The sequence below is a fragment of the Arsukibacterium sp. genome, assembly GCF_033721375.1.
GTDB lineage: Bacteria > Pseudomonadota > Gammaproteobacteria > Enterobacterales > Alteromonadaceae > Alishewanella.
This window is the reverse complement of record NZ_JAWWAP010000007.1, coordinates 200,291-214,792: the sequence shown is the minus strand read 5'-3', so window position 1 is coordinate 214,792 and position 14,502 is coordinate 200,291. Positions and strand designations below refer to the sequence as shown.

12 protein-coding genes are annotated in these 14,502 nt (G+C 37.9%); all 12 read left to right on the top strand.

Annotated elements, in window-relative coordinates; genetic code table 11:
- Positions 1-2 precede the first annotated feature (2 nt).
- The 12 genes from R3187_RS12660 (at position 3) to R3187_RS12605 (ending at position 14,500) form a co-directional block, all read left to right on the top strand.
- Positions 3-911 carry a hypothetical protein gene (locus R3187_RS12660; RefSeq protein ID WP_318967420.1) on the top strand — a complete coding sequence of 303 codons (909 nt, stop codon included), beginning with the start codon at positions 3-5 and terminating at the stop codon, positions 909-911.
- Positions 908-1,384, top strand: coding sequence for an acyltransferase (locus R3187_RS12655; RefSeq protein ID WP_318967419.1), 477 nt, complete (start codon positions 908-910; stop codon positions 1,382-1,384). The genes R3187_RS12660 and R3187_RS12655 overlap by 4 nt, the downstream gene beginning before the upstream one ends.
- Position 1,385: 1 nt before the next feature.
- On the top strand, positions 1,386-2,324 hold the full coding sequence (locus tag R3187_RS12650) for a GNAT family N-acetyltransferase (protein WP_318967418.1): 939 nt from the start codon (positions 1,386-1,388) through the stop codon (positions 2,322-2,324).
- Positions 2,321-3,430: a DegT/DnrJ/EryC1/StrS family aminotransferase gene (locus tag R3187_RS12645; RefSeq protein WP_318967417.1), complete on the top strand. Its 1,110-nt coding sequence runs from the start codon at positions 2,321-2,323 to the stop codon at positions 3,428-3,430. The genes R3187_RS12650 and R3187_RS12645 overlap by 4 nt, the downstream gene beginning before the upstream one ends.
- A 3-nt stretch (positions 3,431-3,433) precedes the next feature.
- A complete protein-coding gene (locus tag R3187_RS12640; protein WP_318967416.1) occupies positions 3,434-4,720 on the top strand; it encodes an O-antigen translocase in 1,287 nt (428 codons plus the stop codon).
- Positions 4,717-5,634: a glycosyltransferase gene (locus tag R3187_RS12635; protein WP_318967415.1), complete on the top strand. Its 918-nt coding sequence runs from the start codon at positions 4,717-4,719 to the stop codon at positions 5,632-5,634. Before R3187_RS12640 ends, R3187_RS12635 begins: the two co-directional genes overlap by 4 nt.
- A 151-nt stretch (positions 5,635-5,785) precedes the next feature.
- Positions 5,786-6,934, top strand: coding sequence for a hypothetical protein (locus R3187_RS12630; RefSeq protein WP_318967414.1), 1,149 nt, complete (start codon positions 5,786-5,788; stop codon positions 6,932-6,934).
- 9 nt (positions 6,935-6,943) lie between these two features.
- Complete coding sequence (locus tag R3187_RS12625) at positions 6,944-7,483, top strand: acyltransferase (RefSeq protein WP_318967413.1); 540 nt, start codon at positions 6,944-6,946, stop codon at positions 7,481-7,483.
- Positions 7,483-9,372, top strand: coding sequence for an asparagine synthase (glutamine-hydrolyzing) (asnB, locus tag R3187_RS12620; RefSeq protein ID WP_318967412.1), 1,890 nt, complete (start codon positions 7,483-7,485; stop codon positions 9,370-9,372). Before R3187_RS12625 ends, asnB (R3187_RS12620) begins: the two co-directional genes overlap by 1 nt.
- 4 nt (positions 9,373-9,376) lie before the next feature.
- Complete coding sequence (locus tag R3187_RS12615) at positions 9,377-10,474, top strand: glycosyltransferase family 4 protein (RefSeq protein WP_318967411.1); 1,098 nt, start codon at positions 9,377-9,379, stop codon at positions 10,472-10,474.
- Positions 10,475-10,479: 5 nt separating this feature from the next.
- A complete protein-coding gene (asnB, locus tag R3187_RS12610) occupies positions 10,480-12,357 on the top strand; it encodes an asparagine synthase (glutamine-hydrolyzing) (protein WP_318967410.1) in 1,878 nt (625 codons plus the stop codon).
- A gap of 10 nt (positions 12,358-12,367) precedes the next feature.
- Positions 12,368-14,500: a bi-domain-containing oxidoreductase gene (locus R3187_RS12605; RefSeq protein ID WP_318967409.1), complete on the top strand. Its 2,133-nt coding sequence runs from the start codon at positions 12,368-12,370 to the stop codon at positions 14,498-14,500.
- The last annotated feature ends 2 nt before the right edge of the window (positions 14,501-14,502 follow it).

Sequence of the window (14,502 nt, the reverse complement as noted above, 5' to 3'; positions counted from 1 at the left end):
CTGTGAATTCTGTTGTTGATAAAATTAACGATGTGTTTTCTAGTCCAATTTATAGAATTAGCCCCTACACCACTTATAGTGATTCTTTTAATATAATGCTTGATTCTGCTCCAAATCACAGTCTTGTGAGTGAGAATATAGATTATTTAGAAAAGTTCTGTGTTTCTGGACGTAGTGCACTGAGTTTAGCGCTTGACGCTGCGAAACTGTCTTTTGATGATGAAGTTTTAATTATTACTTCATCTGGAAGTCGTTATGTAAGTTCATGTGTAACTAATACAATTGAAAGTTATTGCAAGCATTCCAGACTACCTAGTGCAAAAACGAAATGCGTGGTTGTAATCCATGAATTTGGAAAGTTTTGTAATTTTGATCGCACTGACTTTCCTTTACATTGGGTGATTATTGAAGATTATGCACACTCTTTTTGGGGGTTGAAAAAACAAAACCTATTTCAGGGCGACTTCATAGTTTTTAGTTTATCAAAATTTTTAAATATAAAAAACGGCGGCTTACTACTATACAGAAAGAGATATGAAAAAATTAATAAATTAAATGACTGTGGTATTTCGAGAAACGTTTTCTATAATAACTCTGACAATCTAGATAATATTTTCAATGCTAAAAATGAATTGAAAATTCACTACGAAAGATTTTTTAATAATTTTAGTGAAGGTTCTTTTTTCGAATTTGAAGAATATGAGTGTCCTGGAGTATACCTCTTCAAAATAAACTTGCCACAAGACATTCTTCATAAAATAAAAGTCAAACTTCAAAAGAACTTTATTGAGTGTAGCGTGTTTTATGGTGAAGCTGCTTTTTTTCTTCCATGTAATTTCAACATGAAGAAAAATGACGTTGAATATATTTCGAAGATTTTCGAAGCCGCTATTAAGGATAGCCTTTTGTGAAATACTCTCATATAAATATTAAAACAACTTGTGATATAGATGAATCGAGCTCCTTTAATAATATTTTGATAGGTGATCACGTAAAAGTCTCTAAAAGGTGTTCGTTGTTCGGTTCTGAAAAAAATATTCTCGAAATAGGAGATAATACTTACATTGGTATGAATTGCTGTCTTAATGGATTTAAAGCAAAGCTTTCCATCGGAAAAAACGTTAGTATCGCTCAGAATGTTTCGATAATGACTGACTCAGGTCCCAATGCAAGTGAAGAAATGCAGAAGTATTACCCTATTACGATTGGGCCAGTTCATATAGAAAACGATTGTTGGATTGGGGCAAATGTAGTAATCCTTCCAAATGTAACTTTAGGTGAATTTTGTGTTGTTGCTGCAAATAGTATGGTTGATAAATCTTTTCCCGCAAATTCAGTAATTGGGGGCAACCCAGCGAAAATTTTAAAATTTTTAGAGAGATAGCATGTTCTTTGTAAAAAAATATAGTTTTGAAGATAAGCTAATATGGGATGAGTTTGTGTCAAACTCCAAAAATAAACACTTCTTTTTTTTCCGGCGATTTATGGAGTATCACTCTGAAAGATTTGAAGATCATTCTTTAATGATATATGACGAAGCAAAAGTTCTAGTTGCTTTGCTTCCAGCGAATATCAGCGAAAATGAAATTATTAGCCACCAGGGGCTTACATTTGGCGGTTTTTTAGTTAAAAGCTCAATGAAACAGTCAGTAATGTTGAGTATATTTGAAGCTACAATTAATTATGTGAAAAATTTGCAATTGTCAAGTTTCATATATAAAAGAATCCCCTATATATATCATATTTTACCCTCCGATGAAGATTTGTACGCGCTTTTTATAAACGACTTTAAATTGTTTAGACGTGATGTTTCATCATCTATTATTCTAGCGAATCAGATAAGTTATAGTAAAGGTAGAAAATGGCTGGTAAATAAAGCGAAGAAATCTGAATTGGAGATTGTTGATGAGTCAGATATTTCTGAATTTTGGGAATTGCTTGCGTCAGTTTTAGATGCTAAGCATGGCGTTAAACCAGTGCATTCAGAAAAAGAGATACTTAGTCTGAGTGATCTTTTTCCCAAGAATATAAAGTTTCATAGTGTTAGAAAAGACGGTGACTGTCTCGCAGGATGTGTGCTGTTTGTAACGGAGAATACTGTTCATACTCAGTACTTGTTTAATACTGAAGTTGGGCGAGAAATCGGTGCGCTAGATTATCTTATAGACCGGCTGGTTAAAGAGATTTACACAGACTTTAAGTATTTTGATTTTGGTATTTCAAATGAGCAACAGGGAAGATATTTAAATGAGGGGTTAATCGCACAAAAAGAAGGGTTCGGCGCACGGGCTGTATGTCATGAATTTTATAAGTTGGATATATGAAAATACCATTTCTTGATCTTAAAAAAACTAATTTTAGATATGAGAACTCGTTTGTCGATGCTAGTAAGCGAGTTATTGAATCTGGTTGGTATATTAGGGGTAGTGAAGTACAACAGTTTGAAAACGTCTTTGCTCAATATTGTGGTGTTAGAAATTGTATAGGTGTTGCAAACGGTCTTGATGGTTTGAAATTAGTTTTGTTGGCTTGGAAAATTCTCGGAAAACTAAACGATGGAGATGAAGTAATTGTTCCGTCAAACACTTTTATAGCGACTGTTTTAGCAGTATCTGATGTTAATCTCGTTCCAGTTTTCTGTGAGCCAGATCCTGAAACATTTAATATTACTTCAGATTCGCTGCGTTCAGTCATAACAAGCAAAACAAAAGTAATTATCCCTGTACACCTTTACGGTAGAATTTGCCCTATGCCTGATATCAATAGCATAGCTGATGAGTTTGGTTTATTAGTTTTAGAGGATTCCGCGCAGGCCCATGGTGCAGAATTGCACGGGCTTAAAGCTGGCGCATATGGTCACGCAGCTTCATTCAGCTTTTATCCAGGTAAAAACCTTGGCGCTCTAGGTGATGCCGGTGCAATTACGACAAACGACGACGAATTATCTTCTGTCATACGTGCAGTTGCTAATTACGGGTCCTACAAAAAGTACGAACATGTATATCAGGGTGTTAACTCTCGACTAGATGAAATTCAAGCTGCTTTTTTAGCACTTAAAATTAAAGATTTAGATATAGATAACAAGCGGCGGCAGGACGTAGCACGATTTTATTCAGACAATATAGAGAATATAAACATTTATCTGCCCGCGCACCCTGCAGATATTGGTGAACATGTGTGGCATTTGTTTGTTGTAAGAACTAACTACAGGCAGGAATTACAGGACCATCTTTCCAGGTTGGGAATTGAGACTATGATTCATTATCCGAAGTGTCCTCACAAGCAATCAGCATACAAAGATATGCAGCATTTAACTTTTGTTGCTGCTGAAGAGCTTCAACATCAGGTATTGAGCTTACCTAATAGCCCAACTCTGACTGATGAAGAAACTTCTTATATTGTTAAATCCATTAATTCTTTTAAATTATAATCAATGGGACTATTCAAAAGTTCCATCATAAGTGGGTTAGGAGTCGTCGTTAGACTTTTAGCCCAACTCGGGCTAAACAAAGTTCTTGCAGTATACCTTGGGCCAGCGGGATTCGCATTAGTTGGGCAGTATCAATCCATATTACAGATTTTAAGTGTTTTTTCTACTAATACCCTGGGAAGTGGTATAGTAAAGACTACTGCCGAGTCAGATAAAGAAGGTTCACTCCAACAAGCGACTATCGATGTATGGAGAGCGTCGGTTGCATATTCATTAGCTTCGATGGTTATTGTTGGACTTTTAGCATTTTTTTATGGAGATTCTATATCCAAGGCGTTTTTAGGAAGCGCAGAGTTTTCCAAAGTACCTTTATTTTTTGCCGCGTCATTTATATTTTTCTGTCTTAATAATATTCTAATTTCGATACTAAATGGTTTTGGTAAAGTTACTTTAATTATGTTTTCGAATATTAGTGGTAGTATAATTGCATTATTGCTAGTTTATGTTTTAGTCACAAAATGGAACTTGTTTGGTGCACTTGTCGCACTATCTATCTACCAAGGTGTATGGTTTTTTGTGACTATTTGCCTTTGTATTAGGTATAAGTGGTGTGAACTTCAAAATTTTTTTGGCAATACATCAATTAAAGCCTTAAAGTTTCTAAGCGGTTTTATGTTGATGTCACTCATTACGGCAATTTGTGTACCTATCGCTCAGCTATATCTTCGAAATCTTTTTATCAATGAATTCTCTGCGGAATCTGCAGGGTATTGGGAAGCGATGCAAAAACTCAGCATTGCATACCTTTCATTAATAACAACTGTGCTTGCTATATATTTTCTACCTAAATATGCAAAAATATCAAATTCTAAGGAGCTTAAATTTGAATTGAAAAATGGCTATTTATTAGTGGTTCCTTCTCTTATTGTCATTTTAGTAATAGTATATTTTCTAAGAGATTACATAGTTAGTATTGTATATAGCACTGATTTTAGTCGAGTTGGTGATTTGTTGTTATACCAATTAATAGGTGATTTTTTTAAAATTTGCAGCTGGTTATTATCATACTATTTAGTTGCAAAAGCTCAAATAAAAGCATTTATCAGTTTGGAGCTTTTTTTTACTATTTTTTATGTGGTACTTACAGAGTTTTTTGTAAAGCTCTTGGGCTTTGAGTACGTTGCTTTAGGTTATATGTTAAATTATATTTTTTATTTTACGTTATTATTTTTACTTTTTTCGAAGAAAGGTGGCTATTTTAATAAGTTGGATAGAGGAGTATACGAATGATTCAAGTGCCACTGGTTTCAGTTGTTATTTTTACCTACAATCATTCTAGATTTATTAGAGAAACACTGGAAGGTGCTATAAATCAAACTTATTCGAATATTGAAATTATAGTAGCGGATGACTGCTCCACAGACGGTAACATAGATATTATCCATGAGTACGTAAAAAGATATCCAGAGCTTATTAAACCAGTGATAGGGTCTAAAAATGAGGGGATAACTAAGAATGCTAACAGAGGAATGGCAGCGTGCAAGGGTGAATATATTGCCATGGTAGGTGGAGATGATGTGATTTTCCCTACTAAAATTGAGAAACAAATGACGTGGCTTTTACATGATAGCAAAAGAGCAATTTGCGGTCATGCCCTTAACATATGCGATGAGAAAACAAAAGTAACAGGCAAGTATGGCCATCTTTTGCCAAAATCTGGCAGAGGAAGATCAAAATGGTTTAAATTTGGTCCATTATTTGGCGCCACTTCAATTATTATAAAAAGGCAATATTTACCGTCTCCAGTGTATGATGAGAGGGTGCCAATTGTATCGGATTGGAAATTATATATAGATGTACTGAACGATGAGCTTGAATACGGTTACATTCCTGAGGTGTTGGGTTTGTATAGAAAGCATTCAAACAATGTAACGAAGAATGTATTGAGAGCGATCGTAGATTTAGAAAACTGCATTTCAATTTGCGAACTCCAATATTCAAAATATATAAAGGAAATCCGCAAAGGAAAATCGTATCTGGTTGACTATGGTTACGCTAATTACTATTCAAGCAAAGGTGACTTTTATTTAGCTGCGAGATGTTATCTCATTGCTTTGAAGAACGATATACTTAATTGGAAAGCATTAATTAAACTAATTTTCTTACTACCCAGTTTATTAAAGAAAACGTTTTCCAGGAGTTAAAGCGATCTTACCCTTTATATTATTGTTTTTACTGATTTTCGGTCCTGTTGTTGATGTTGGCCTAGGGCAACTCGGCGATGTTAGTTTCCTTTTGTCTATAACCATAATTGTATATGCGTTATTATTCAAGCGTATTAAAGTACCTGTTTATATGAGATATGCCCTTGGGCTGGTCGTTAGTATATTCATTCTGGCGCTTTTAAATACAATCTTATTGGACCCTTTTGAGATTTTGGTCGGCATTAGAGCGATTTTTCGTCCGGTACGTGTTTTCGTAGTTGTATTAAGTTGTTATTACTGTGTAGTGTTCGTTGATGGTTGGTTAGGGCAGATTAAGGTTTCTCATCAAGATAGATTCATTGCATTAGTACAATTGGTCTATTTGATTGTAGTCATCCATGCTACGCTGATGTGCCTGCAATTTGTTTTTCCTGATTTCAGAGACTTTATATATCAGTTCACTTTTGCGAAAAACCAGCTAGAATATAATAAAATGTTTAGAATGGCTGGTTTAACCGGTGCTGGTGGTGCTCAGACTTCATTTGTTCAAGGATTAGGATGTTTACTGGGTTGGTTTTTAATTTTCTATAAAGACTACTCTCATAAAACGTTAGTGGTCATTGGGAATGTACTAATAATATTTTCAATTATTCTATCTGGCCGAACAGGATTGCTGGTTGTTGCTCTGGGTTTTTTACTTTTTCTTTTCCTTAATGTAATTATTTCGCTTTCGGTGAAGAAAAAGAGACTTTCATTTAATCCATTTTATATTTTATTACTAGTTCCCTTAGTTCTGATAATTAATAGTATTCCAGCATTGCTGGGTGAGAACCTAGTGTATTTTGAAACGGCCTTTAATAGAACATTTAAAACACTGATAGATTTTAGTGAAACAGGTAGTTTTCAAGATGACACGGTCGCTGCACTTGCTGATATGATTATTATGCCGGGCGAGATTTCGCATTTGTTGATTGGTCGGAGTAGTTATCTTGAAGGTAACACATATTATAATGTTATGACTGATATCGGTTATTTTAGGCTTGTGTGGGGTTATGGTGTAATAGGTCTTATACTCCACGTTCTATTTTATTTAGTATTTATTATTAAACTAGTTCGGATGAAATACAAAGATTTAAACGACTTTTACTTATGGTTTTTACCCTTGTCAATTATAAGCTTTGTTTTTTTAATGAATGCCAAAGAAATATTTTTTATGACTAGGATAAGCCTCCATATTACTTTGGTTGTGGTTTTATATTACATTTATGTTAAAAGTCCTCATCGAAATCAACTAACCTAAGGAACGCTAATGAGCCCATTGATTAATTTTTTCTTTTTTTTCTTTAAGGCTTTTCGTCGATTGCTCATGAAGCTTTTTTTATATAGATTTTCTGCTTACGGTCGAAACGTAATTTTTAATCCCTTTGATAACTTTTCTTACGAGACCATTAGTTTAGGTAGCGATGTTTATATTGGCCCCGGTGCAGTTTTTAATGCGAGTGAGAGTTCAATTCAAATCGGCAGTAAAGTTATGTTCGGCCCTGAAGTTTGCATTATGGGAGGCGACCATAACTTTTCCTTAGTGGGTGAGTGTATGTTCGATGTTAAATTAAAGAGACCTGGTGACGACTTACCTGTTGTGATTTGTAACGATACTTGGATAGGTTGCAGAGCAATTATTTTAAAAGGTGTGACTATTGGAACAGGTTCAATAGTTGCAGCAGGTTCTGTTGTTACAAAGTCGGTACCCGAATATTCTATTGTAGCCGGGGTACCAGCAAAAGTTATCGGAATGCGCTTTTCTGAAGAAAATCTCAAATTACATAAATTAAAGGTTGGCATCAATTAATGTGTGGTATCTCTGGTTTAATTTCATTCGATAAAAATGTTTACCTTAATGATGGAAAATTGAAAGCTTCTGTGGATGTATTAAAACATAGAGGTCCGGATGACAATGGGATCTTTTCAACTGATGGTATTTACTTGTCTCATGTACGACTTAGTATATTAGATTTGAGCTCTTCCGGCCATCAACCTATGCATTCTAAAAGTGATAGATATGTAATAACGTATAATGGCGAGGTATATAATTTTCGTGATTTGGCTGAGAGATACAATATAACAACTCGATCGAGTTCTGACACTGAGGTCATATTAGAATTATTCGAAAAAATTGGCGTAGAAATGTTCTCCATGCTAAATGGTATGTTTGCATTCTGCATTGTCGACAAACAACTAAAAAAAGCTTGGTTAGTGAGGGACAGGCTTGGCATAAAACCGTTGTATTTAAAGAAATCCGACAAATCAGTTTTTTTCTCCTCTGAAATCAAGTCTATTATAGCGATGACCGGTGAGACTCATATCACTGTACACAAAAAAGTTTTAAATGAATGGTGTCATTATGGTAACTCACTGGGCACAAACACGTTGTATTCGGATGTTGTTCAACTGCTTCCCGGCGAATACCTCGAAATCGATTTAATTGCCGAAACTATAAAATCGGGTCGGTATTGGAGTGTTGCATCGCAAGTAAATCATAGTAAGTGTAGTCCGTTGTCGATGGATGCAATGATAAATAAGACCAAGATCCTCCTTGAGCAAGGTGTTAGTCGACAATTGGTAAGCGACGTTCCTGTCGGCGTATTTTTATCAGGCGGTATCGACAGTAGTGCAATAACCGCATTCGCCTCCAAAAACTATAGCGGGAAGTTGACCACATACTCAGTTGCTTTTGATTTCCAAAAAGAGCGAAGTGAGTTGGAAAGGGCAAAGAGTGTGGCAACCTCATTTAACACTGAACATAACGAAGTGTTTATTTCCGGAACTGATGTAGCGGAAATAGTTGAGAAAATGGTTTATCACAATGATGGTCCTTTTTCAGACGCAGCGAACATCCCTTTATATTTGCTTTCGGATAATATTAAGAATTCAACAAAAGTTGTATTACAGGGCGATGGCGGTGATGAGCTGTTCGGAGGTTATCAAAGATACAATACGCTATCCCGATTTAAATATGCTAGACCTTTGAGCTTAGTAGGTAAGTTTCTAAATGGTTTACTTCCAGGAACGTCTGCCAAGTTTCGGAGAGAACGTTTTTTTTCAGCTTTGAGTGCTCAAACACCCGAGGATGTAATGGCACTCTTGCTCACGGTTGAGCAAACAAGTTTTTCTCCTGCGCAAATATTTTCAGACTCATTGTATGATGAGGTTAGTCGTTCTGACCCTTTTAGAAGATATAGAGAGGTTGCTAGCGCTTTAAGCCAGAAAGATATACTGGATCGGATGCTTGCGGTCGATACATCAATTATCTTACCGGACATTTTTTTACAAAAAGTTGACCGTGCCACGATGGCTGCAAGTGTTGAAGTACGGGTACCATTCTTGGACCACGATTTAGTAGATTTTTGTTTGTCGTTGCCTGCAGATTTAAAACTCCGTGGCGGGATACAAAAATGGCTACTAAAGAAAAGTTTAGAAGGAACTATATCTAACGATATATTATATGGGAAAAAACAAGGATTTGGTGTTCCTTACGAATATTGGATTAAATCATCTTTATTACCTTACTTGAAAGATAATCTTTCAGACTTCTACCGGAAGTATCCAGATGTTCTTTCGCCATCAAGGATTGATTCAATTATTCAGTCTCATAAATCAGGCAGTCGAGATCATGGTTTCTTACTTTGGAAGCTTTTGAATTTGGTGGTTTGGGGTAATCAGGTTAATTTGGAGTTCTAGCTTTGTGGATAAGAAGAAAGCATATATTTTTGTAGGCGCTAAAGAACCGAAAGTGATGACAAGTAACCCGGGTGGTCAGTTGACTGCATCTATTGGCCTCAAAAAGTATGCGATGGCTCACGGATTTGATTTCTTTGTCGTAGACACAACACAGTCTAGCTTTCCAGTTCCTTCTTTTTTTTTTCGTGTCAAAAAAGGTCTTTCTCGGCTCTTTCAGGTGCTGGTGTTACTAATACGCCATAAGGTAAGCGGTATTATCATCTTTAGTAGTCACGGCTTTAGTTTTTACGAAAGAATAGCGATAACCATGCTATCCAATATATTTAGTGTTAAGTCACTATTTTTTATGAGGTCTGGGCTTTTTAAAGATGAAGTAGCTAATAGCATTATTAAACGGTTTTTAACGCGCTGTCTTCTGCATTCACCAACCGTAATAGGTATTCAGGGCGACAGTTGGCGCCCTTTTTACGAAAGACTCGGAGTTGTTGAGGAAAGAATTTTGACAGTGCCGAACTGGTTACCGGAGCATGTATCTGTTGTTGACGCTCCGTTAGGGTTGGATATTGACGTTGTTAATTTTTGTTTTGTTGGATGGATTGTAAAAGAAAAGGGTATCATAGAATTATTGCACGCAATAAGTTTAGTTAAGCAAAAAACGAATGCGTTTAACTTTACTTTTGTTGGTGGCGGAACATTAGAGAATTTCGTAAGGGAATATGTTCAGCGAAATAATTTAGACAATATTGTTGATATTCTAGGTTGGTGTAACCCGCAACAGGTTGCTGAAACGTTGTCAAAATCTCACGTATTTGTGCTTCCCTCCCATGCAGAGGGGTTCCCTAATAGTCTGTTGGAGGCGATGGCATTGGGTCTCCCAGCCATTTGTACTGGTGTTGGTGCTATATCTGATTCTTTAAAAAATGAGGTGAATGGATTTGTAGTGCCCGTTGACTCTCCTAGCGCTATTTCAAACGCAATGCTGAGATATTTAAACGAACCGGCTCTTCTTCATAAGCATTCTTTGAGCACCTTAGAAATAATCAAGCGTTTACACGACAGAGATGAAAATTGTCGGCGTATATTTGACATGTTGAATAGGTAGAGTATATGTGTGGTATTGTAGGTGCCATTGGGGAGTTCCCAAAAGAAATAGTCACATCAATGGCTGAAAAAATGAGCCATCGTGGTCCTGATAATTTATCTGTATATTCAGATGGCCTCGTTCATTTAGGCCATGCGCGATTGAGCATCATCGACTTATCAATGAGTAGCAATCAACCATTATGGGATATAAAATCTAGGGCGTGCATAGTTTTCAATGGGGAGATTTATAACTATCGTGAACTACGCCAAATCTTGGAAGAAAAAGGCATCAAATTTAGATCGAACGGTGATGCTGAAGTACTATTGAATATGTACTTGGAGCATGGAGAGCAATGTTTAGACGCATTGAGTGGAATTTTTTCTTTTGCAATTTGGGACCAAGTTAAACAGCAGCTTTTTATTGCTAGAGATAATTTTGGCGTTAAGCCTTTATATTATTCTAGCAATGAACAAGGTTTCGTTTTTGCCAGTGAGCTAAAATCGCTTCTTTGTGTACCCTCGATTAAACGAGATATCAATTATGATAGTTTATATAGATCTTTAGTTTTCCTATGGAGCCCAGGCGAAGAGACATTAATTAAAGATATTAGGAAAGTTAAACCAGCCCATTTCATGGTCGTTAAAGCTGGGAAAATTGTTAGATATGAAAAATATTGGGACTGGCCTGCTTACCTACCTAACACCGCACTTGATTCCAATGGACATCAAGACAATATTCTCAATGCCTTGGATTCTGCGGTTAGAGAGCAACTTGTTGCAGATGTAAAAGTTGGTTCATTTTTATCCGGCGGCCTTGATTCAAGTCTAATCGTGGCGCTAGCCAAAAAGAATCTTGATAACGGTATACTTTGTTTTACTATTGATTCAGGTAGTGCAGAACAGGCAAAAGATGGGTTTGAAGATGATTTGCCCTATGCCAAGAGAGTAGCTTTACAACTGAATGTTGAACTGGACATCTTAAAAGTTACTCCTGATATCACTCAGCTACTACCAAAAATGATTTACCACCTCGATGAGTTGCAAGCAGATCCTGCTCCGATAAATGTAATGCTAATCTGCGAACAGGCAAAAAAGCAAGGTATAAAAGTTCTCCTGTCAGGGGCTGGCGGGGATGACATTTTTACTGGTTACCGACGGCATTATGCCGTCAAAGCGGAAAAGTATTGGGTATGGTTACCAAAACCAGCCCGCAGTCTTCTTAAATCAGTAGCAACTTTATTACCCCAAAATCATGCTGTGACTAGGCGTATTTCTAAAGCCTTTCAATATGCAGATTTATCAGCAGATCAGCGGCTGTTATCCTACTTTTTCTGGCTGGACCCATCTGTTGCGCTTGGGTTGTTTAAAGACCCTGAACTAATCAGTACTACTCCGTTCCAGTTTATTTATGACGAGTTGGCTAAAGTCGAAACCAAGGATCCGATTGAACGAATGTTGACGCTAGAGCAGAAGTACTTTTTAGTTGATCACAACTTTAATTACACCGACAAGATGAGTATGGCGACAGGGGTCGAGGTTAGAGTACCTTTTTTGGATAAAAGGGTAACAGAAGCGGCTTCAAGGGTTCCTTCTGGGCTTAAGCAAGAAGGGCGGGTCGGTAAATCAATTCTTAAGAAAGCAGCAGAGCGATTTCTACCAAAAGATATTATTTATCGTCCTAAATCAGGTTTTGGTGCCCCTCTCCGTACTTGGTTGAAAAATGACCTGTCTGATTTTGTAGACGACCTGTTAAGTACAGATTCTATTGATAAGCGCGGAATTTTTGATGCTGAGAAAGTTCAGCAACTTTTAGCTGATGACCGAAGCGGTAAGGCTGATTACTCGTATCCAATATTCGCTTTGCTGTGTTTTGAAATCTGGTGTCAACAATTTTTAGATTAAGAGACTTTTTATGAAACAAATCCTTCAAGACCTCGCAAAAGGCGCAACCACTGTGGTACAAGCGCCTTCACCTTCGGTTACCTCCGGTCATCTGCTTATTAATACTACCTGTAGCCTTATTTCCGCTGGTACCGAACGCATGTTAGTTGATTTTGGTAAAGCATCATTAATAGACAAAGCCAGACAACAGCCTGAAAAGGTTAAAATGGTGCTTGAAAAAGCACAGACAGATGGTTTGCTTACCACTATTGATGCCGTGCGCTCAAAGCTTGGTCAGCCGCTTCCTCTGGGTTATTGCAACGTCGGTGTTGTTGAGGCCGTTGGTAAAGGCGCTGAGCAGTTTAAGTCGGGTGACAGAGTGTTATCTAATGGCCCTCATGCTGACGTTGCGCGGGTTCCGAAAAACTTATGCGCAAAAATACCCGATAATGTTAGCGATGAAGCTGCGGCTTTTACTGTTGTCGCAAGTATTGGTTTACAAGGTATTCGCTTAGCTGAGCCAACTTTAGGTGAATCGGTCGTGGTGACCGGGGTCGGTTTAATTGGTTTATTAACAGTTCAGTTGCTGCGAGCTCAAGGCTGTCGGGTGCTGGCTATTGATTTCGATCAGCGTAAACTTGAATTGGCTAAGCAATTTGGTGCTGAAATTTGTAACCCGGGCCTTGGCGAAGACCCTGTTGCAGCGGGAATGGCATTTAGCCGTGGTAACGGTGTCGATGCGGTAATTATTACTGCGTCAACCAAGTCTAATGATCCGGTAACTCAAGCTGCCCGGATGAGCCGGAAACGTGGTCGAATTATCTTGGTTGGTGTGACAGGTCTTGAATTAAATCGTGCTGATTTTTACGAAAAGGAACTCAGTTTTCAGGTTTCTTGCTCTTATGGCCCCGGCCGGTACGAATCTGATTATGAACAGAAGGGTATGGATTATCCATTGCCGTTTGTGCGTTGGACTGAACAACGAAACTTTGAAGCAATACTGGACATGTTGTCGGCGGGCGCCCTGAATGTTGAAGCCTTGATTACTCATCGATTTATATTTGAGAATGCTGCCGACGCTTATGCAGTGTTAACTGATGATAAAAGCGCATTGGGTATTTTATTACTATACCCAAGCGAATTCCCTGAGCGGCATATTCGCTCAGTTAGCTTACAACAAACATCGTTTACTGGCGACAAACCCACCTTAGGTTTCGTTGGTGCAGGAAACTATGCGTCCCGGGTATTAATTCCGGCATTTAAAGCAGCAGGCGCTCAATTCCACACTATTAGCACCTCGGGCGGTATTAATAGTGTTATTCACGGTGAAAAAGCCGGTTTTGCTAACGCTTCAACCGATACCCAGGCGTTGCTTGAAAACCCCGAAATTAACACCGCAGTTATTGTTACCCAACACAACAGCCATGCTTATTTCACTGAGCAGGCGTTACAGCACGGTAAGCATGTCTTTGTAGAGAAACCTCTGGCTATCAGTAAAGAAGAGCTGGCTAAAGTAGAGACTGCATATCATCAAACTAAAGGTAAGCAGTTGCTGATGCTGGGCTTTAACCGGCGTTTTGCGCCGCAAGTGCAGAAAATGAAAGCTTTGCTTAGCGCCGTTAAAGAGCCAAAATCATTTATTATGACCATGAATGCTGGCGCTATTCCAGCAGATCACTGGACCCAGGACAATTTGGTTGGTGGTGGGCGCATTATTGGTGAAGCGTGCCATTTTATTGATTTAATGCGCTTTCTGGCTGGTTCAGAGATTATTTCGGTGCAGGCGCGGCGGATGGGTGATAATGCGCTTCAGGCGGTAACTGAAGATAAAGCAGCAATTATTCTCGGTTTTGCAGATGGCTCGTTTGGCACTATTCATTACTACGCAAATGGTGCTGCAAGCTTCCCGAAAGAGCGTGTTGAGGTGTTTACTGCTGGGCGGGTGTTGCAGTTAGATAATTTTATTAAGTTAAAAGGTTTCGGTTGGCCGGGGTTTTCAAAAATGAATTTGTGGCGCCAGGACAAAGGGCAACTTGCCTGTTGTAAGGCTTTTTTAAATGCTATTAGTTCTGGGGAACCTTGCCCAATACCAGCAGATGAAATATTCGAAGTAGCCAGAATTTCACTTGAAATTGCTGAGCAACTGCGGATGCAACAAAGTTAGAG

Coding starts and splice junctions, on each gene's coding strand:
- R3187_RS12650 (WP_318967418.1), top strand. CDS start 1,386: ATGTTCTTTGTAAAAAAATATAGTTTTGAAGATAAGCTAATATGGGAT.
- R3187_RS12645 (WP_318967417.1), top strand. CDS start 2,321: ATGAAAATACCATTTCTTGATCTTAAAAAAACTAATTTTAGATATGAG.
- R3187_RS12640 (WP_318967416.1), top strand. CDS start 3,434: ATGGGACTATTCAAAAGTTCCATCATAAGTGGGTTAGGAGTCGTCGTT.
- R3187_RS12635 (WP_318967415.1), top strand. CDS start 4,717: ATGATTCAAGTGCCACTGGTTTCAGTTGTTATTTTTACCTACAATCAT.
- R3187_RS12630 (WP_318967414.1), top strand. CDS start 5,786: ATGAGATATGCCCTTGGGCTGGTCGTTAGTATATTCATTCTGGCGCTT.
- R3187_RS12625 (WP_318967413.1), top strand. CDS start 6,944: ATGAGCCCATTGATTAATTTTTTCTTTTTTTTCTTTAAGGCTTTTCGT.
- asnB (WP_318967412.1), top strand. CDS start 7,483: ATGTGTGGTATCTCTGGTTTAATTTCATTCGATAAAAATGTTTACCTT.
- asnB (WP_318967410.1), top strand. CDS start 10,480: ATGTGTGGTATTGTAGGTGCCATTGGGGAGTTCCCAAAAGAAATAGTC.
- R3187_RS12605 (WP_318967409.1), top strand. CDS start 12,368: ATGAAACAAATCCTTCAAGACCTCGCAAAAGGCGCAACCACTGTGGTA.